The organism is Mycobacterium sp. RTGN5, assembly GCF_033804465.1.
In the GTDB taxonomy this organism is placed as follows: domain Bacteria; phylum Actinomycetota; class Actinomycetes; order Mycobacteriales; family Mycobacteriaceae; genus Mycobacterium.
Genome location: NZ_JAPZLA010000003.1, coordinates 57422 through 76803, shown reverse-complemented (window position 1 = coordinate 76803; position 19382 = coordinate 57422). Strand labels below are relative to the sequence as shown.

At 64.2% G+C, this 19382-nt stretch carries 15 protein-coding genes; 8 read left to right on the top strand and 7 right to left on the bottom strand.

Annotated elements, in window-relative coordinates; genetic code table 11:
- Window positions 1-59 precede the first annotated feature (59 nt).
- The gene (locus tag SLQ31_RS17225) at window positions 60-1532 is read right to left on the bottom strand and encodes a serine/threonine-protein kinase (protein ID WP_319434839.1); all 1473 of its coding nucleotides are present in this window, start codon (window positions 1530-1532) and stop codon (window positions 60-62) included.
- Window positions 1533-1647: 115 nt separating this feature from the next.
- Between SLQ31_RS17225 and SLQ31_RS17220 the strand changes: the two genes are divergently transcribed.
- On the top strand, window positions 1648-2409 hold the full coding sequence (locus SLQ31_RS17220) for an Rv3717 family N-acetylmuramoyl-L-alanine amidase (protein WP_413642565.1): 762 nt from the start codon (window positions 1648-1650) through the stop codon (window positions 2407-2409).
- Window positions 2410-3495: 1086 nt separating this feature from the next.
- Here the strand turns inward: SLQ31_RS17220 and SLQ31_RS17215 are convergent.
- Window positions 3496-5031, bottom strand: a complete 1536-nt coding sequence (locus tag SLQ31_RS17215) for a serine/threonine-protein kinase (protein WP_319434837.1) — start codon at window positions 5029-5031, stop codon at window positions 3496-3498.
- A gap of 306 nt (window positions 5032-5337) precedes the next feature.
- Between SLQ31_RS17215 and SLQ31_RS17210 the strand changes: the two genes are divergently transcribed.
- Both SLQ31_RS17210 and SLQ31_RS17205 read left to right on the top strand, forming a co-directional pair.
- Entirely contained in the window at window positions 5338-6807 is a 1470-nt protein-coding gene (locus SLQ31_RS17210; RefSeq protein ID WP_413642344.1) for a neutral zinc metallopeptidase, read from the top strand.
- Between the two features lie 528 nt (window positions 6808-7335).
- Window positions 7336-7611, top strand: a complete 276-nt coding sequence (locus SLQ31_RS17205) for a DUF4333 domain-containing protein (RefSeq protein WP_319434834.1) — start codon at window positions 7336-7338, stop codon at window positions 7609-7611.
- 90 nt (window positions 7612-7701) lie between these two features.
- Here the strand turns inward: SLQ31_RS17205 and SLQ31_RS17200 are convergent, their stop codons facing one another.
- Together SLQ31_RS17200 and SLQ31_RS17195 are read right to left on the bottom strand one after the other, a co-directional pair.
- A complete protein-coding gene (locus tag SLQ31_RS17200; protein ID WP_319434832.1) occupies window positions 7702-8397 on the bottom strand; it encodes an HNH endonuclease in 696 nt (231 codons plus the stop codon).
- 99 nt (window positions 8398-8496) lie between these two features.
- Window positions 8497-8919, bottom strand: coding sequence for a hypothetical protein (locus tag SLQ31_RS17195; protein WP_319434830.1), 423 nt, complete (start codon window positions 8917-8919; stop codon window positions 8497-8499).
- 158 nt (window positions 8920-9077) lie between these two features.
- Between SLQ31_RS17195 and SLQ31_RS17190 the strand changes: the two genes are divergently transcribed.
- From SLQ31_RS17190 to SLQ31_RS17170, 5 genes are all read left to right on the top strand, one after another.
- Window positions 9078-10718, top strand: a complete 1641-nt coding sequence (locus SLQ31_RS17190) for a helix-turn-helix transcriptional regulator (RefSeq protein WP_319434828.1) — start codon at window positions 9078-9080, stop codon at window positions 10716-10718.
- Between the two features lie 66 nt (window positions 10719-10784).
- Window positions 10785-11090, top strand: a complete 306-nt coding sequence (locus SLQ31_RS17185) for a hypothetical protein (protein ID WP_319434826.1) — start codon at window positions 10785-10787, stop codon at window positions 11088-11090.
- Between the two features lie 3 nt (window positions 11091-11093).
- Entirely contained in the window at window positions 11094-12554 is a 1461-nt protein-coding gene (locus SLQ31_RS17180) for an MFS transporter (RefSeq protein ID WP_319434824.1), read from the top strand.
- The gene (locus SLQ31_RS17175) at window positions 12551-13996 is read left to right on the top strand and encodes an APC family permease (protein ID WP_319434822.1); all 1446 of its coding nucleotides are present in this window, start codon (window positions 12551-12553) and stop codon (window positions 13994-13996) included. The genes SLQ31_RS17180 and SLQ31_RS17175 overlap by 4 nt, the downstream gene beginning before the upstream one ends.
- Before the next feature lie 465 nt (window positions 13997-14461).
- Window positions 14462-14812 (top strand): heme-binding protein, encoded by a 351-nt coding sequence (locus SLQ31_RS17170; protein ID WP_319434820.1) that lies wholly within the window; start codon window positions 14462-14464, stop codon window positions 14810-14812.
- A gap of 15 nt (window positions 14813-14827) precedes the next feature.
- On the opposite strand, the gene SLQ31_RS17165 is transcribed toward SLQ31_RS17170, so the two are convergent.
- The 3 genes from SLQ31_RS17165 to SLQ31_RS17155 all read right to left on the bottom strand — a co-directional run bounded on the left by SLQ31_RS17165 (window position 14828) and on the right by SLQ31_RS17155 (window position 19282).
- Window positions 14828-15484, bottom strand: a complete 657-nt coding sequence (locus SLQ31_RS17165; RefSeq protein ID WP_319434818.1) for a hypothetical protein — start codon at window positions 15482-15484, stop codon at window positions 14828-14830.
- 244 nt (window positions 15485-15728) lie between these two features.
- A complete protein-coding gene (locus SLQ31_RS17160) occupies window positions 15729-17057 on the bottom strand; it encodes a hypothetical protein (protein ID WP_319434816.1) in 1329 nt (442 codons plus the stop codon).
- Window positions 17058-17149: 92 nt separating this feature from the next.
- Window positions 17150-19282, bottom strand: a complete 2133-nt coding sequence (locus tag SLQ31_RS17155; RefSeq protein ID WP_319434814.1) for a hypothetical protein — start codon at window positions 19280-19282, stop codon at window positions 17150-17152.
- Between the last annotated feature and the right edge of the window lie 100 nt (window positions 19283-19382).

Genomic DNA, 19382 nt, shown 5'->3' with positions numbered 1-19382 from the left:
GTACTCGAGCTATCTGGTTAGACCGCAGATTCTGCAGAGCTCAACGGATGCCGACGCTGTCACGGCCACGCTTCCAAGGCTGGTTCCCTCGCAACGACCTCGCCGTCCTGAACGATCGAGAGCCTATCGCGGGTAACGACGTAACGAGTTCCGTCAGTCGGATTGATCGCTATCATCGCGTCGCCGTCACTGGTCACGGTGTCGAGCTGCAGGGTGGCATTGTCAGACAGTCGAAGGCCGCGGTAGTAGGCCGTCCCGCCTGTTCCACGGCAAAACACCAGCGCTGACTGCGGAGTACGGATCATGAGCACGGCCTGGTCGTCGGGGGCGCAGCGGGCTGCACCTCCGTACACGGTGAAGCCCAGTCTGTCGCCATCCGGTAACACCATCGACGATGGAGTGGTCTGGGACGCAGTGACTGTCGACGGCACGGTGACAGTCATCGGTGCAGACTGGTTCGACGTCGGCGTGAGCGGGCTCGCAGTCAATGGTGTGGTGCTGGTGTCATTGCGGCCGATGGCCATCCCTACAAAGATCAATGCGACCAGCAAGGCCGCAGCAAGCCCTGCACCCGCGGCGATGGCAGCCGAAGGTATCCCAGTGCGCGTTGTCGCTGCAAACGCTGATTGAGTTGCGACCGGAGGAGCGGCGGCCGCGGTCGGCGCGGCGGCACGAGTGGGCACGGATCCCACTTGTGGGCCAGTTGCACGGAGGGCTGATGCGAAGTCGCGGCAGCTGGCGAATCTCGAGGCCGGCTCCTTCGCCAATGCCCTGGCCAGCACTGGGTCCATCGCGTCGAGGTCCGGTCGAAACTCAGCCAGCCGCGGTGGTGGAGCGCTCAGGTGTCTACTGATCACCACCGCGGGGTTGGTATGGGCGAACGGAGCGACCCCCGCCAGGAGATGGAAGGCGGTCGCCGCCAGCGCGTACTGATCGGCACGCCCGTCCAGTTCAGCGCCGGTTAGTTGTTCCGGAGCTGCGTAATCGGCGGTACCGACCGTCATATTGGTCGCCGTCAGGCCGGCCGCTTCTCCAATACGTCGCGCAATGCCGAAATCGGCCAACAACACGCGTCCGCTGCTGGAGGTCGGGTTTGTCAGCAGGATATTGGCGGGCTTTACGTCGCGGTGGAGTAGGCCACGTTCGTGTGCGTAGTCGAGTGCTTCGGCCACGGCAGCAACCACATCCACGACCTGGTCTCGTGACATTCCGGCGGGGTAGCGGGATCTCAGCAGGGCTCTAGCGTCTGTCCCCTCGACGTAATCCATGGATAGCCAGAGCTGACCGTCGAATTCGCCACAGTCGTGGACACCGACGATGTGCGGATGCCACAGGGCTGCTGCCGCGTCGGCTTCTCGCCGAAAACGAGCGCGGTAGCCGGGATCGTCCGCCAACTCTCGCGGCAAGATCTTCAATGCGTCGCGTCGGTTCAGCCTCGGATGACGGACGAGGTAGACCTCGCCCATGCCTCCGGACCCCAACTGGAGCAGCACTGTAAAGTCTGCGAAGGTCGCACCGCTGGTCAACGGCATGGGCGGATCGTACCGGCGCCCAGGCATACAGTCGGACAGACAAGACAAACTGCCGACGCGGCCGGCGTGACTATTGCTCGACACGGCGAGCGGTTAGCGTGACTCGGTGCCTCCAATCAAGTCGCTGTCATCGGGCCACATCGCGACACTCTTGGCGTTGGTCGTCAGTGTGGCGTTGTTACCTAGGCCGGGGATTCCGCTAGCCGCTGCCGCAGGCGACGTGACTGGGATGTCCGTATTCCTCGATCCGGGCCACAATGCAGTCAACGACGGTTCCCTGACTCGGCAAGTCCCAAATGGCCGCGGGGGGACCAAAGATTGCCAGACCACCGGCACCTCTACCAACGACGGTTACCCGGAGCATGCCTTCAACTGGGACGTCACGCTCCGTGTGCGCGACGAACTCGAGCAGCGTGGCGTGAAAGTTCAGCTGTCGCGTCCCGACGATAACTCGGTGGGGCCATGCGTTGACCAGCGCGCCGCGGAGGCGAATGCAATGCGACCCGATGCCGTCGTCAGCATCCACGCCGACGGCGGCCCACCCTCGGGGTCCGGTTTCCATGTGAACTATTCGGCGCCGCCGTTGAACGACGCACAATCAGGGCTCGCAATGCAATTGGCTACCGCAATGCGCGACACTTTGAACGCACATGGCCTGCACCCGGCAACCTACATCGGGGCTGCCGGCCTCTACGGCCGGTCGGATCTCGCCGGATTGAACCTCGCGGCGTACCCAGCTGTCCTCGTCGAGTTGGGAAATATGCGCAATAGCGACGAAGCGGCGGAAATGCAATCCACGGAGGGGCGTCAGCATTACGCCGATGCCGTCGCGTTGGGCATCGCTAATTATCTGAGCCAGAATGCACCCCCAGGCTGAGCGTATCCGCGCCGCGCAAACCGGTATGTCGGCACCATGATCCAGCAGGCACGGCCAGCCATATTCGACCACAGGGGGTGCAGTGATGAGTGCGTACCGGTCGCGGCATGCCGACCGAAACACCCGAACGCACCGCTTGAAGCACCGAAATGCTCTGCGCCGCTTCATATTATGCGGCATCGGACTCTTGCTGGTCGTCGGACTCGTTCTAGGTGCAGTCCTGGTCGGTCGGCATCTGTCGACGACAACTCAGGCCAGGGCTCCGCACGAACCCTCACACTCAGCTGTTCCTGCGACCCCGTCGACAACGCCCGCACTGTCGCCCCCACTCAGCGCGGGGCGCGATTCAGAGCTATTAGTTGCCGATTTCGCACAACTTGAAGAATCGCTGCACGCGCCGACGGGCATTGCCATTGCGCCGGCAGGTCGCCCAGATGCCGAGCCCATTCTCCTGGGTTCCTGGCGTAGCGGGCCTGCTTGGTCAACTATTAAGGTGCCCTTGACAATTGCGGGGTATCGCGCAAGCGATCCGCCCACTATCACGGAGGCTATGTCCGCTGCCATACGGCAGTCCGACAACGACGCTGCGGAGTTAGTTTGGGAATCGCTCGGACCGCCTGCGACGGCGGCCGCCATAGTGGAGAAGGTCCTCGGAGAGGCCGGCGATCCGACCTTAGTGGAATCTCGAAGAGTGCGACCGGAATACAGCGCCTTTGGCCAAACGGAGTGGTCGCTTACAAATCAACTCCGGTTCCTAAGCGCTGCTGTATGCGATAGCCGCAACAACGCCATCTTCGATCTGATGGGTGAGATTAGCCCGGGCCAATCTTGGGGGCTCGGCCAGATATCCAGTGCCCGTTACAAGGGCGGTTGGGGCCCTTCGCCCAACGGCGCATACTTGGTTCGACAAATTGGCGTGATACCCACTGGCAAGGGCCTCGTTGTCATTGCGGCCGCCGTCGAACCCACGTCGGGATCGTTCGCGGACGGAACATCGGATCTCGATCGGATCGCGGTCTGGCTGCAGTCCCACACCGACGCCCTGCCGGCTGGCACGTGTCCCGCATCTGACCCGGAAGCGCACAACTAGAACAGGTATACCCGCGCGTTGTTACCGCCAGTGCAAGTAATCCAGTTGTCGTTTCCGACTGCCGCGCAACGCATCACGAAGTTCGCACCATCGCAGGCCGCCGCACCCACGCTGCGGCAATCAACGGCTCCCGGAGCCGATACGTTGCGTGCGTCCCGACTGGCGTTACCGTATCGATTCCAGTAAGAAAGCAGCACGCTACGTGTGAAGAAGCACGATGTCTGGGGCGACCCACGTCCCGAATGGGTTCCCCATCCGTCAGCATCCGACAGTGACCAACCGTCATCGCACTGCTCGTGCCGCGCACTGTTGTCTGGCCCTCGCACTAGTGGTGGCAGCCCGGAAGGCACCTGAGAGGGAGCCTGCGAGGTTGGCCCGGGAACCTGAGTCGGCGGCGCGCCCTGCGGTGGTGTGTACGGGGCGGATCTGGTGTTATCAGTTTCGTCATGTCTGCCCAGAAGAAGTCCCACCGTCAGCCCGAGTGCCGCGAGCAGCAGCACCCCGACAGCAGCAAGCACGCCGGGGACCAGCCACTTGTTGCGAACGGTGCCGCGACCCATGTCGACGGCCGGCGTGGGTCCGGTGAACGGTGCCGCGTACCCCGCCGCCGCGCCTGGATACGGTCCACTGGCCGCACCCGGGTAGTACGTGGGTGCACTGTTGAAGGCGTAGGCCGACGGGATCGGCGGCGGCGGGATCGCGTTCGGGCTCGCCGGCGCGAGTGCCCGAGCACCAGCTCGAGCCAAAGCGCCGGCCGAGCCATAGCGATCATCGGGATCCTTGGCCATCCCCCGCGCCACGACATCATCAAGCGCTGCCGGCACCTTCGCGTTGATCGAAGCGGGACGCGGAGGCGGCGCCGACAAATGAGCGGCGATGATCTGCTCAAGACTGTTTGACCGGAACGGGCTGGCGCCAGTCAGCATCTCGCACAACACACACGCCAGGGCGTAGATGTCTACCGCGGGGGTGGCTTCGTCATCGCCAAAGCGCTCCGGAGCCATGTAAGCCATCGACCCCACCTGGGTTCCGGCCATAGTCAAATGGCTGTCACCGCGCGCCTCGGCGATACCGAAATCCACCAGATAGGCGAAATCGTCCCCGGTCAGCATGATGTTTTGCGGCTTCACGTCGCGATGGATCAGCCCCACAGCGTGGGCCGCATCGAGCGCCGCAGCAACATGCCCTGTCACGGCAATCGCTCGGTGTGGTGCCAGTGGGCCTCTAAGCAGTACTTCATGCAGACTCTCGCCAGCGACGAGGCGCATGTCGATGTAGAGATGGCCGTCGATTTCACCCCAGTCGTGGATTGGGATAACGTGCGGCTCCTGCAAGACGGCGGCAGCCCTGGACTCTCGTTGGAACCGCTCGCGAAATCGCTCATCTACCGCAAACTGATCCGAGAGTATTTTCAGAGCGACTGTGCGGTTCTTGGTGACGTCGTAAGCCTCGAAGACCTCACCCATGCCGCCTTTACCCAGTACACGGTTGATCCTGTACTTACCGAACGTGTCCCCCGCCCGTACTGCCAACCCATCCCCCTGAAACACCCACAGTTGCCGCCCGTTCCGGCCGGTCAGCCCAGGGATCTATTAATGCGGTCCTGACCTGCTAGAAGAATGAGAGCACATCCGGCAGTGAATGGAGCGGCTTCGCCGTCAAACCCGGATACGTTAACGGGCAATCCGCGATACGTTGCGTCGTGGGAAGCGCCGCGCATCGGGAAGGTACGCGATTCGGGGATGTCAAAAAAGTGGCTGCACAGCAACTCGGCCTGGTCACTGCGGCACGAGCTGACCTCTCGCCGCGCTCGACGCCGATCGCGCACCAAGACGTCGATGCGCCCGCGCAAGGTGACCATCTTGCTGACGAAGGCCGTCGCGTTGAGCGCCGTTGCCGCCACATTCTCCAGCTGCGCCGCGGAGCGGCCTATCGTCCTGCCGGGACGCGCCGTCTCGATGCGCTATGACCCCACGAAGGCTAGTGGGCTCCCAGTGACCGACGGCCCCAGCGGTATGCGGCAATCGACACCAACACCCAGCGGGGCCGTGCGGAACACTGATCATGGTCCAACCGATCAACTGATGCTGTTGGCAGTCAACGATGTTGAGGCGTACTGGAATATTGCCTACCACCGAACCTTCGGCACCGATTTCCACCCGGTGTCGTTTCTGCGGTCTGTAGATACCTCCGATCCCAGGAGTCCAGACATATGTGGCGACGGTGCCGGATCGATCGCCCGCAACGCTGCATACTGCCCGCTGGACAACTCCATCAACTGGGATCGCTCTGAAGACTCCAGCATGGTCCCCATCGCCCGCAAGTACTTTGGAGACATGGCCGTAGTGGGCATCACTGCGCACGAGTACGGCCATGCCATCCAGTACGAAGCCAAGCTCGTGAAGCGCAGTACTGACACCCTCATGAAGGAACAGCAGGCTGACTGCTTCGCCGGCGCTTACCTCCGGTGGGCTGCGGAGGGCCACTCTCCGAGATTTGCTATGAGCACCGGCGATGGACTCAGCCATGTGTTGGCCGGGGCCATTGCCATTCGCGACCCACTCGTAGGCGACCCGTTCGCACGACTAGGCGACGCCCACGGCACCGCACTGGACCGCGTCAGCGCGGTCCAGATGGGCTTCGACCAGGGACCAAAGCAGTGCGCCAGGATCGACCGTGCCGAGATCCTCCGCCGGCGGGGAGGATTGCCCGCCTCACTGTTCGATCCAAGCGGCAACGACAGCGACGCGCCCATCGACAACAAAACCCTCACAACAACGCTGGACATCCTCAACCACGTTTTCCTGCCGACACACCCTCCAGTGCTGTCCACCAATTCACATCTGTGCCTGGATGCGGCGCAGGCCGCCGCTTACTGCCCAGATGCAAACACAATTGCCGTCGATATGCCGAAGCTCACACAGATGGGTATCCCTGCGGACGAGGCCCACGGCTTCCTGATCCAGGGCGACAACACCGCGCTTTCCGTGTTCATTTCTCGCTATGTCCTTGCGCTCCAACATGAACGCAACATGCCGCTTGATAACGCCGAGGCAGCGATGCGTACAGCGTGTTTGACCGGAGCAGCACAACGTGCGATGACGACCTCGCGGCCAACCTCATCGGGCGAGGAGCTGATCCTCGGTCCCGGTGATATAGATGAGGCCGTCGCCGGCCTGCTCACCAACGGGATAGTTGCCAGCGACGTTCGGGGCGAACCGGTTCCGGCTGGCTTTACTCGGATCTCCGCTTTCCGCTCTGGACTCTTAGGCGATGGCGCCGATGCCTGCTATGGGCGGTTCCCATGACGTCATCGCCTTGGTACCGCGGTCGTTTCTTAAGTGCACGGAGGCGCCGCCGTGACGCGTGACAATGACACCGATCCTCGCCGTGAGCCACCAGAGACATCCAATGAGAAGACGGTCGAGTTCACCACGCGCTCGCCATTCCAAACAGTTGAACCCTCTAGTCCTCAACACAATCCAGGTCCAGCACGCGTGGACGAACAGCCATGGTGGCAACAGATCTATCGGCGCTCCGATGCGGACCCGCAACAAAATCGCGTCCACGTGCAATCAGGTGACACGATCGACCATCGGCATGAACCGCCACCGTCGACACGCCCGACACCCTCTCAAGAGCCATCAGTAGGGCCGACTTCACCTCCGCTTCTCCAGCGCCCGCTGCACCCCCAGCCTCTTCCGATGGGGCCCACACACATTGCCCCGCATGCCCTTCCACGTTCAATGCCACCCCAACCAGCTTTCGCACAGCCGCGGCACAAGCTGCGGCCTCTGCTCATCGGCGTATCGACCGCCGCAGTAATCGCGGTCGCTGTGACCATCGTCGCCGTCTTCGCCTCCCAATCGTCTAGTGCCAGGCAGCTCGACGCCGCCAACGCGCAAAAAGGGGTGGCTGAGATCCTCACTGATCCAGTCAATGGCTACGGGGCCGAGCACGTGTCACAAGTGAGCTGCAACGGCGGAACGAATCCCCCCATCGCCGATGGTGGGACATTTCTATGCCAGGCCTTGATCGACGGTGATGCGTACGACGTCACCGTGACGTTCAAGGGTAACGACGGCACCTACGAAGTCGACTGGCCTCGTTAGTCCGTCTGGGACCCGGCGATACTGGGAGCGTGCGGTAACTCGGGGGCATACAAACCCCTAAGCCACACAAACTGACTCGATTCCGTCAGATCACTGGATTTTGTCGTGCTTAGCAAGATTATGGCGAGCGCACATCAGTTGAATGTTCTCCGAGACGAGTGATGACCCACCGCGCGAATACGGAATGATGTGGTCGAAGTGCAGGTTGTCGGCGCTCCCACACTCAACGCACTTCCCCGCATCGCGCTTCCACACGGCGAGCTTCACGTCACTCGGGATCAACCGGTTCTGCTCGAGCCGCGGTTCCCTTGAGTCGACGACCGGCGTGGCATCCACATCGACCTCGAGCCGGAATTTGAACACCAGCCGGCCCTGTGACTCTTCGCGCCAGGCATCGACTAGGCGGAACGTGCCGTTGAAGGTCCAAATACCCGTCCGCATTTTCTCGTACACCCGCACCCGTTCAGGCGGTGCAGCGAGATCGCGGTGTTGAGCTGCGGCCTGTACAAATTGGCCATTCTGAGTCAGCTTGCCGCTCGGCGTTCTTTCGGGCTGGTCGACCGTCTTTGGGTCGGGCCCATCTTGCTTCTTCGGCAGGTTGTGGCCCTCATAGATGAGGACACGGCCGTCCTCTTCAATGCGATCGTCATATGGCGCGCCAGGCCGGCGGCTCATCAAAATGATGCTGGGGCGACCGGCAGAGCCAAAGTTCATCCCCTGCTGCAGGCTGGCGTCCTCTTCTTGGCACATATCGCGATAGGAGACCACTTCGCCAGGCACGACCACATGCAGGATCGTAGGCGACCTAGTCGCTGCCGATCGCGATTATGCGACGTCACGCTGACCGCCGGCAAAAGCCCGAACGGCCGCCGCACGCCCAACCCCCTACGCAGGCACCAACGTAAACGGAACCATCGACTGCCCCGGCCGGGTCATCTGGCAGATCCCCTGCTGAATCTCAGTCACCTGACCCTGCAGGGTCTGGCTGTCCCACACGAAGACCATCGCGCCCTTGGTCTTGGACCTGTCCGGGCACACCGGCACCTGACCGATGACCCTCATCATCCAGCTGTGGCCGCCTTGGTAGACGGCCTTCCCCTCGATCAGCGGCGAGGTCACGTTGGCCAAACAGCCCGTCTCGATCGTGTTGCACAGGTTCGAGATGGTCCACGTGTCGATCAGCGTGTTCGGGCCCTTCACCTCGAAGGTGCCGCTGAGCAGATCAGAAGACGCTGAAGCCGTTGGCGCGCCGGCCAGCACAACCCCGCACACCATCGCCCCCACTGCAGCGATACGGCCAGCGCGCATGAACAACCCCTTACAAATCAGTCGACGGCTGTCAACAGTATGCAGATAATTTACGAGCCGGCAGCTTGAGCCTCCAAGCTACCCACGCAAACCGTCTGCGACCCGACCTGTTCAGGCTGTTTATCGCCGCTACCTGGGCTAGCGTTATCCCGATCACTATGGCTGCCGACGACCACCTCGAAACCGCCCGCGACGCATATTCGCGCGGGGACTGGCGCACCGCCTACGACCACTTCACCCTGGTCCACAACACCGCCGCCGAACTCACCACCGACGACCTGTCGTCCTACGGCCTGGCCGCCTGGCGCCTCGGCCACGGCCGGCACTCCATGCAGCTCTCTGAACAGGCCTTTAACCGCCTGAACTCCGCCAACGACACCCAAAAGGCCGCGATGAAAGCCGTCGAGGTCGCCCTGCAGTGGTTCAACGGCGGCGACTTCACCATCACCCGCGTCTGGATCAACCGCGCCCGTCGCCTGCACGACAAGCAACCCGACGACAAGGTCCTGGCCTACCTTCTCTACGTCGACGCCCTCGTCGCCATCGACGAAGGCCGCAACGACGTCGCCGCCCAGCTCGCGGGCGAGCTCCAGGAAGTCACCGACCGCCTCAACGACCCCGGCTTCACCGCCCTCTGCTTCACCGCCAGCGGCGTGACCATGCTGCCCTTCGCCCGCACCAGCGAGGCTTTCGCCCAACTCGACGAGGCGATGATGCCGGTGCTGGCCGACCAGGTCCCCGTCGACTGGGCCGGCGACATCTACTGCGCCGTCATCCACGAATGCCATCGCCTCGCCGACCTCACCCGCATGAAGACCTGGTTCGAGGCCATGGAGGTCTGGCGCAAAGGCCCGAAGGTCTCGGCCTCTTGGTACGGCACCACCTGCGAGTTCCACAAGATGGACCTGCACAGCGCCACCAAGGACTACGCCGCGGTGGAGCGACGGCTGCTCGACGCCATCGCCGCGATGGGCGACTTCCCCGGCACCGCGGGCAAGGGCTACTACGAACTCGGCGAGATCCGTCGCCGCAAAGGTGACATCGAGGGTGCCCGCGCCGCCTTCGCCGCCGCCCGCGACCACAACAAAGACCCCCAACCCGGCGAGGCCCTGCTGCGCTGCCACCTCGGCGAGGACGCCGCCGCCGCGACCGACCTGCGGATGCGCATGGACGCCGAGCAGGACGAAATCAACCGCACCCGGCTGCTGCCCGCCGCCGTCGAGATCGCCCTGGCCCGCGACAAGGTCGACGAGGCCGACCACTACTGCACCGAATTAGAAGCGGGCGCCGAGAAATTCGACTCCCCCGGCTTTCGCGCCTGGGCCCGCCACGCCCGCGGCGCGGTACTGGTCAAACAAGGCAAACACGCCGAAGCGCTGCCCGTCTTGCAGGACGCGTTACGGCGCTACCGCAGCACCCAATGCCGCTACGAGATGGCCCAGGTCTACGAGTGGACGTCGCTGGCCCGCCTCGGCACCGGCGACACCGCCGGCGCGGCCACCGACACCGCCAACGCCGAGGCGATCTACCTCCAGCTCGGCGCCGTGCCGAGCCAAACCGTGCCCAGCGCCGTAGCGCCCGGCGGCCTGACCAAACGGGAACTCGAGGTGCTGGCCGGCATCGCCGCCGGCGCCTCCAACCGCGACCTCGGCAAGCAGTTGTTCATCAGCGAGAAGACGGTCGGCCGGCACCTGGCCAACATCTACGTCAAGCTCGGGGTCTCCTCGCGCACCGCGGCGGCGGCCTGGGCCCACGAAAACAAGGTGCGACCCACCGCATCTACATCATTTGCACCATAGCCTGCCTGCATAAACGCACCTTTTACCCGATGCCGTGGGGTAGTCGCGCGCCATAAATTCATGAGCATGATCAACACCGCCAAGCTCGCACTGGTCACCCTGGCCGCCCCGGTTCTGGCCGCTCTGGCCGTCGGGCTTGCCGGACACGCCGCCGCCGAGACACCCGACGCCAACGGCGGCACTGTCTCCGCCGCCGACACCATCACCGCGCTGCGCGAGCAGGGCATGCATGTGGTCGTCGACACGGACGACAGCACTGACCTGAACAAGTGCTCGGTGATCTCGGTGCACCAGGAGCGCCACGAGCATCACGGTGGCCAAAGTCGCGACGCCTTCGAAACCGCCTACGTCCACGTCTTCTGCCACGCCTAAGCCATGAGGCACCGCTGGCTCGCGCTGGGTGTGCTCAGCCTGGGCGTGTTGCTCATCGGGGTCGACGGCACCGTCCTGGCGGTGGCGACGCCGATGATCGCCAAGGATCTCGGGGCGACGGCCACCCAGATCCTCTGGATCGGCGACATCTACTCGTTCGTGCTCGCCGGTCTGCTGATCACGATGGGCAGCCTCGGCGACCGCATCGGGCACAAGAAATTATTACTCGGCAGCGCAATCGCTTTCGCGCTCGCCTCACTGCTGACGGCCTACGCGCCGACCGCGGAGTCGTTGATCGCCGCGCGGGCACTTCTCGGCGTCGCGGGCGCCAGCCTCGCCCCGTCGACCCTCGCGTTGATCCGCGGCCTGTTTGCCAGCTCGCGGGAACGCTCTGTGGCCGTGGGTATTTGGGCGTCGGTGTTCGCCGCCGGAACCGCACTAGGCCCGGTCGTCGGCGGCGCACTGTTGGAGAACTTCTGGTGGGGCTCGGTCTTCCTGATCAACGTCCCGGTGATCGTCGTACTCGTCGTGGGCGGCAGCCTCCTCCTTCCCGAATTACGCAACCCGATACCCGGGCCGTGGGATCTCATCGGCGTCGGCCTGTCCCTTGTCGGCCTCCTTGGTTTGGTTTACGCCGTCAAGCAGGGCGCCGCTCATGGACTGCACGCCGATAGCGTGGTGGCCGGGCTGGTCGGCGCCGCGGCGCTGACTCTGTTCGTGCGACGCCAGTTGAGGACACCCCACCCCCTGATCGACGTGCGATTGTTCGCCAATCGCCGCTTCTCGGGTGTCGTTGTCACCAATACCCTTACGGTGCTGGGTCCTTCTGCGGTGCTCTATTTCCTGTCCCAGTACCTACAGCTGGTGCGGGGGTACAGCCCACTGCAGGCCGGGATGGCCGAACTGCCCGCCGCGGTCGCCGCGATGGCGTTCGGTGTGCTGGCCGGCGTTGCCGTGCGGTACTGGTCGCACCGCGCGGTCCTCGCCACGGCGCTGGTATCGATCGGCGCCGCGATGGGATCGTTGACGGCCCTGAGCCCGTCCACCACCTATCCGCAGATCGGGATCGCGCTGTTCGTCATCGGCGCCGGGATGGGCGTGGCGTTCGCGATCGCCAACGACGTCGTGATCGCCAGCGTTCCGGCGCGGAATGCCGGTGCCGCGGCCGCGATCTCGGAGACCGCCTACGAGCTGGGCACCGCACTCGGGATCGCGCTGCTGGGCAGCGTGATCGTCGGCGTGTTCCGGCACGGCGTCCACGACGGCGTGACAGCGCACGCCGAGCAATCGTTCGCCGCGGCTCCGAGTGCCTTCGTCGACGGGCTCGCCGCGGCAGCCGGCATCGGGTCGGTCCTGCTGCTAGCGTCAGCCGTGGCGGTATGGGTGTTACTCAAGCCGCAGCCGCACCGGCATCTCCTGCCCTATGGTTGCTCCAACTCTGAGGAAGGCTCGGTGCCGGGATGACTGTTGAATCCACTGACGAGGAACTCCGGCATTCCGGATATGAACCGGAGCTGAAACGAACCCTCGGCGGATTTCAGGTATTCGCGATCTCGTTCGCGTTCATCTCGGTCCTCGTCGCCATTTTCGCGACCTACGGCGCGGTGCTCAATACCTCAGGGCCAGTGGGTATCTGGTTGTGGATCCTCGCCGCGGTCGGCCAAACACTCGTCGCGCTGGTGGTCGCGCAGTTCGCCGCCCGGATCGCGCTCAGCGGTTCGTCCTATCAGTGGGCGTCGCGGCTGGCCAACCCGAAAGTCGGCTGGCTGTTCGGCTGGCTGACGTTCTGGTTCCTGGCCATCGCGGTGTCCGCGATGGACAACGGGCTAGCCAGCCAAGCCCTCATGCCCCTGTTCGGGATGGCACCCGACGAGGACGTCGCCCGGTGGATCACGTTGGCGCTGTTGCTCGCTCAGGCGATCCTCGTTATCGCTTCCACCCGACTGCTCGGCATGGTCACCTCCGGGGCGGTCGGGCTGGAGCTGGTGATCCTGGCGGTGTTGGTGGTCGGTCTCGGTGTCTTTATGGTGTTCTCCGGTACCGGAACCGTCGACAACCTCATCTCGCGCGGGGTTGCGACCGATGCCCCGAACTACTTCGCGATCGGCGGCCCGCTAATGGGCGGGATGATCATGGGGCTGGTGACGCTGGTCGGCTTTGACTCCGCGGCGAATCTGGCTGAGGAGGCGAAGGATCCGTTTCGGACCGTCCCCCGCGCCATCGTCTCGTCGGTGGTGGCCTCGTCGGTGCTGGGACTGCTGTTCGTCATCATTCTCACGTTGGCGATCAAGGACATCACCCGGGTGACCAACAGCGGATCACCGGTGGCCACCATCATCCGCGATCAGCTCGGCCCGGTGATGGAGCGAGTTCTGTTGACGGGCATCGTGTTCGCGATGTTCGGTGCGGCGATGGTGATGATCGCTGCGTGCTCGCGGCAGGCGTTCGCCATGGCCCGCGATTCACGCTTCCCCGGCCACACCCTGTTCCGGCGGGTCAGCCCGCGCACCCAGACACCCGTGGCCGCCACCATCCTGATCCTGGTGATCGGGGTCGTGCTGATGGTCGCGCTGCCCGGTGCCGCACTGCTGCAGTTGATCATCGCGTCGACGATCCTGCCCGCCTTGATCTACGGCGGGATCGTCGTGCTCTACCTCTGCGTGCGCAAACGTCTCGAAGTCAAAGAGGGCGGCTTCAGCCTGGGCCGCTTCGAGCTGCCCGTGGCCTACGCCGCGCTCATCTGGGTGGCCTTCTCAATCTTCGTCCTGGTATCACCCAGTGACGCACGGATTCCCGGCCTGATCGTGCTCGGCCTGATCGTCGTCGGTGGGATCTACTTCGTCACGATGATGATCCTCAATCGCCAAGTCTTGGAAAGCGAACCGAGTGAACCCGGCACGTTCTGACTGACTTCCCAATAGTCAGAAACCCCCGAGAAGGTGTACGCTGCACAAACGTTAGGTCGGGGGGCTTGCACAGTCAGTTTGACTGCGATGGCCTCCCCCTTGAGGAACAGGGGCGACGGCAATGCGAAAGACACCGTGCTACCTAATTTTGGGGCTGGTCTTCGTTATGGGGCCAGGCAGCCTCGTCACCGCGACACCTGCTTTGGCGGACTGCGACAGCGCCGGCTATGCAACCGTGTGTGCGCAGGGTGAAGTGCGCGGCGGCGGACCCACCCCACCGAGTGCCGGGCCGTACTACCCGGGCTATTGCGCTGATCCCTGGTACTGCGACGACGCCTGGGGCGTGGACATCGACGTCAATCCCCGGCCACCAGTCCGTCCTCCCCTCCGACCCGGCCGACCCGGCGGCATCGGCCCGCGCCGCTAGCTTGCCCTGTCCATCCCCATCGTGAAGGAGACACTCCCATGTTGATTCGCCGCTTGATCGGCGCCGGCGTCATCGCCGGTGCAACGCTAATCGGCAGTGCGGCAACTGCCGTCGCCGATGAACCGAGTTGCACGGCAGGCGATCTCACCCAGGTCCTGTCCGGCGTCAACGCCGGGATGTCGGTGTATCTCTTCACCCATCCCGATGTGAACGCCTTCTTCACCGGCCTCAAGGGCAAGACCCGCGACGAGATGCGCACCGAAGTGGCCGACTACCTGCAGGCCAATCCCGGGGTTCGGGACGAGATCAAGGCCGTCCGGCAGCCGGCCGCTGACTTCCGGGCGCGCTGCGATGCGCCGGCGCCCGACGACGCGGGTCCGATGGGCTAAGTAGCCCAGCCCGTTCTAGGCGGCGGTATACACCTGGAACGAGTGAAAGAACACGAGCGGGATCGGGATATCGAAGTACCCGGGCAGGATCACGTTGGTCGTGGACCCCGTGTGCGCAAGAAAACTGCAATCGAACTTGTCACCGGCCTTGGCATCCCAAACCGCTGTGGCTGCAGCTGCCTTGGGTTGATATTGCCCATACTGGTTTAAGCCCGTCCACGGCAGGAACGTGGTCGTCTTGCCCCACGGCCCCATCAAGTCCATGCTCTGCGACGTCGAAGAGCCGGAGAAGTTCACCACGACGGCGTACAGATTGTCCGCCGGCGCAGTGAAATTCGCGTAGCCAACGGTGCCTGTCCAACTCGGACCCAGGGACCCCGGCTGACTCGTCTGGATCGTGGACATGTAGATGGTGTCGTCCGTGCAGTCCCAACGACCCGGTTCATAGAAGTCCATCCACCCGGTGTCTACGTATGGGTGGCGCGCGGTCAAGTCGAGCACCAGTTCTCCCAGCGCGACCTCCCCGACCGGCAGCGGCAGCGGAATCGCACGAAGATCGATCGGCTCAGTCGGCGGCTTCGGGCGGTAGACAACTCGGCCGCGCAGGTCGGACAACGTGATCATGTCCGGGTCCCAGGGCACCGTGCCATAGTCGTCCGGATCGGTCGTCACCGCGCTCGTCGTCGTTGATCGCCCGTTTGATGTCGCTGTTTGTTGCGAATTACTCATGGTCGTTCCCCCGACTCTTGATGAGTGCGAGCACCACGCTCACATCAACCATCGTCGGAGCCCGACGGCGACGCGCATTGAGTAATCGACTACTGCAGTTTCTTCGCGCCTCAGCCTCGGCTACTTGACGGCGTCCACTACACCGAGAACGGTGAAGCTGTTGTGGCACACGGCCCAGCGCGGCTCGTTAGCGAGTGCGCTTGCCGCCCTTGGGTCCGGACGGCTTGGCTGCCTTCTTGCCGCTAGCACTGGCCTTCGGCGCGGCAGCCTTGGCGCTTTGGGGGCCGGTCGCTTGTGCCCCACCGATGCGGAAGTTGTTGATCGCGATGCCCGGGTTCGTCTTGGTGACGGTCAGACCAGTCCTGAAGATGGTGCCGGCAAGGGCGAGCGGTCCCGGGCCAGCTTTGACGTTATTCAGGCTGCCGAACGTGTTGAATGCGAGGTTCAAGTCGCCGGGTCCGCCGGTTACGGTGTTGCCGCCTCCGGCGCCGTTGAAGACAATATTAAACTGGCCGGGCCCGGAGGCCAGATGATTGCCGTTGCCGAACAGGTTGAAACCGAAATCCAGGTTGCTGCCGCCGCCGCCGATCGTCAGGTCATTGTCGTTGCCGAACCAGTTCCGCGCGGTGTTGTAATACCCGCCTGTCACGATGGCATGGTTGTTGCTTCCCAAGAGATTGGTGGCGAGGGACGAAATGCCCGCCCCCGTCGAGACGGTGTTGCCGTTGCCGAACAGGTTTCGCGCAAAACTTCCGTAGCCACCAGTGATCGTGACAGCATTGCCGCTGCCGATAAAGTTTCGGACCGAGTTGTAGTAGCCGCCCGTAACCGAGACGGTGTTGCCGTCACCCAAAACGTTTCGCGCCCAGTTCAAATAGCCAACCGTTGTGATTACGGTGTTGTTGCTGCCCAGAATATTGGTGGCCGTGTTCGACAGACTTCCGTTTGTCATCACGGTGTTGGTGTTGCCACCGAAGTTCGTGGCCCAGTTCGCAATTCCACCTTCCGCGGTGACGGTGTTGCCGTTGCCGAAGAGGTTGGTAGCCCAGTTGAGGATAGATCCCGTCGTGGCGTTACCGGTTGCGACGGTGTTGTTGTCGCCTCCGATATTCGTTGCGACGTTGAGCACGCCGCCCGGATTCACCGTGGCAGAGCCACCCGATCCAACCTGAGTCGCGATGCCGAGAAAACCGCCGGCTTTCGCGACCGATCCGTCGCCGACCGCGGTGGCAAGGGTGAGCGCATTGGTGGTGGACGCGGAGGCGTTGGTACCGACAGCGAAGGATGCGCCAAACAACGACGTGGAGTGGGCGGTTGCGCCGTTGCCGATCGCGACGGCGACGCTCAGTAGCGTACTGCTGCAGTCGGCGCTGTTGCCGAGGCCGAAGAAGGACGCGCAACTCGCGTTCGCGGTAGGCGCGGACCCCAAGGCGGCTCCGGCGAGTAGCCCGGTGGCGGTGGCGCTCGCGGCGAGGACGCCGGTGATGGTGGAACGTGACTTTGCGGCGATGATCATGATGCCGCTCCCCTCAGATCAGATCACTTCTGATGAATTTGCTAGACGCTTCAGTATGACCCTAACGGCCCGCGATTGACGCCGCTTTCTTGTCAAGCAACCGGCACCGGCACCAGCAAAAAGGAGTTCCCGGTCGGGATGCTGGCGGCAGCCGCACCGCCGGTTGCGCCGAACAGCTGCGCGGCCCCCGACGCGAACCCGAAGAACAGCGCCGCCGCCACTCCGGCCAACTGGCCAAGCGCGAAGGCGACCGGGTTGTCGCCGAGCAGTGCGCCGATGCCCTGACCGATTGCCTGGCCCAGCGCGATTTGCAGTGCCTGGCTCTTGACCACCTGCTGAACAACGCTGTTCACCAGCTCGGCCGTCGGTGTTCCGTTGAGGAGATCGCCGGCCAGGCTGCCGATCAGGTTCTGGGCGGCCGGGTTGGCCACGAAGGCGTCCACTGCCGCTTTGGTCAGCTGGCTCACCGCCTGGCCGTTCAGCGGTGTCTTGTCGAGCAGATTGGCGACAACACCCTGCGCCAAGTCGCTGACCACGTGCTGCACGGCGGGGGCCTTCAGCACACCCTGCAGCGCGTCCGGCACGGTGGCGTTGAACGCGGCCACCACGGTGGGATCGGCTACCAGCGACTGCAGGCCGTATTGCAGAGCGTCGGAGAACTCCGCTCCGGCCAGCAGGGCGGTGACGATCTGGTCGGTGGTGGTTGACAACGCCGCGGCCACCCCGGCCTGGCCGAGGAAGCTCGTGATCACCGCGCCCGCCGTCGCGGCCAGTTGAGCCGCGGACGTCGGATCGGCCAGGGTGCTCGCCAGCGTCGGGCCGTAGGTGGGTCCGAGCAACTCGCCGAGGAGCGTCTGCACGGCCGCGTTACCGGCGACATCGGTGACCAGACCCGTGACGGTCGTCGCGAGCGCCGAGACCACAGCAGAGTTGGTGGCCAACCCATACACCGCGTTGCCCGCGGCCGGCCCCAAGGCCGAGCGGAACGCCGAATCCGCCAGCAGCCCTTGCCAAGCGGTGTCCAGCGCATCAATCCAGTTCGTCCCGCCCAAGACTCCGGTGCCGAACTGCGTGATGAAGTTTGCCGCTGCTGCGGCGACGCCCGGCGTGCCCAACAGATCCGAGACCGCCGCACCGGCCACCGAGCCCAGGCCCTGCATCGCATTCGTATTACTCAGCAAGCCCCAGACTGCACCGCCCACCGCGTTGCCCACCGCTGAGCCGGCGGCACTGTTCCCCAACGCTTCCGACACCCAGCCGGCAGCGAGGTCCGCGAGCCACGTGCGCAAGGCCGGACCGCTGGTGAGGTCGGTGACCGCGTGGGACGTGGCGGAAGCCAATGCGGCCCGCACCGTCGCGTCGCTCAGGAAGGTGGCGATCTCGCCCGAGGAGTTGGCAACGACCGACTTGAGGTAAACGCTCAGGGGCGCAATGTCATTGGCGGCCAGGCCGGCCGCGATAGCGGCGTACTGATCCCCCGTCGGCCGCACCGCGCCGGCGATCACGTCGAGAGCGCCCTGCACACCGGTATTGCCCAAGGTGTTGCGAACAAAGTTGGCCGCGGCGTCGCCGACAACCGTCCCGACAGATTGGGGCACGCCGAAGTACGAGCCCAGCGCCGAGGCGACCTTCGTCGAAACGAACTGCAGGATCGTGTCATTCGCGGCCAGCCGAGCAACTTCGGCACCAACGGCGCCGTTGTTCAGCAGGTCTTGGATTCCATCGGCAACGATGGGCGCCAACTGGTCGGCAATGGGCGACCACCCAGGCAGGTGGGTGTCGATGAAGTTGTGCACAGCGTTGTTGAGGGTAGCGCTGGGTGCGGCGTCTCCGGTGCCACTGGCACTGGGCACCAAAGTGGTTGCACTGCTGGTGATTCCAGCGAGCCGTTCGCGGCGGGTCACCGCCAGCACCGCAAAGGACAGCGGCTCAGTCACGGGAGCAAGCGGATCGGTGCCCGTCGCCAGCCGATCCAGCGGTTTGCGGCTCACCACCGAGAGCGCACCAGACCGCTTGGCCGCGGCGGCCGGCGCCTTCTGGGTACGGCCGGGCTTCGTCGCATTGCGGGCGGCCGGCTTCCCGGCAGACGAGGTCGTCTTCCCTGAATTTCCCGCACCGGTGTCCGCGTCGGCGATGGCCGGCAAAGCGAGGATCGCCCCGCCGATGCCTAGCGCGACGGCCAAAGCCCCGACCCGACCGATGTTGTAGCGACCCTGCTGCCCCATGGCACCTATCCCGACGTTGACGTGCAAGTAATTTGCTAGGGGTATAGCACACCCCGCCGGCGACGCGAACGTGTACGGCCGGAGTGGGGGACGAAAACTT

What these genes read in the sequence shown, in the direction of transcription:
- SLQ31_RS17180 (WP_319434824.1), top strand. Translation starts at nt 11,094, where the DNA reads ATGAGGCACCGCTGGCTCGCGCTGGGTGTGCTCAGCCTGGGCGTGTTG.
- SLQ31_RS17175 (WP_319434822.1), top strand. Translation starts at nt 12,551, where the DNA reads ATGACTGTTGAATCCACTGACGAGGAACTCCGGCATTCCGGATATGAA.
- SLQ31_RS17170 (WP_319434820.1), top strand. Translation starts at nt 14,462, where the DNA reads ATGTTGATTCGCCGCTTGATCGGCGCCGGCGTCATCGCCGGTGCAACG.
- SLQ31_RS17185 (WP_319434826.1), top strand. Translation starts at nt 10,785, where the DNA reads ATGATCAACACCGCCAAGCTCGCACTGGTCACCCTGGCCGCCCCGGTT.
- SLQ31_RS17195 (WP_319434830.1), bottom strand. Translation starts at nt 8,919, where the DNA reads ATGCGCGCTGGCCGTATCGCTGCAGTGGGGGCGATGGTGTGCGGGGTT.
- SLQ31_RS17225 (WP_319434839.1), bottom strand. Translation starts at nt 1,532, where the DNA reads ATGCCGTTGACCAGCGGTGCGACCTTCGCAGACTTTACAGTGCTGCTC.
- SLQ31_RS17190 (WP_319434828.1), top strand. Translation starts at nt 9,078, where the DNA reads ATGGCTGCCGACGACCACCTCGAAACCGCCCGCGACGCATATTCGCGC.
- SLQ31_RS17155 (WP_319434814.1), bottom strand. Translation starts at nt 19,282, where the DNA reads ATGGGGCAGCAGGGTCGCTACAACATCGGTCGGGTCGGGGCTTTGGCC.
- SLQ31_RS17210 (WP_413642344.1), top strand. Translation starts at nt 5,338, where the DNA reads ATGCGCCCGCGCAAGGTGACCATCTTGCTGACGAAGGCCGTCGCGTTG.
- SLQ31_RS17160 (WP_319434816.1), bottom strand. Translation starts at nt 17,057, where the DNA reads ATGATCATCGCCGCAAAGTCACGTTCCACCATCACCGGCGTCCTCGCC.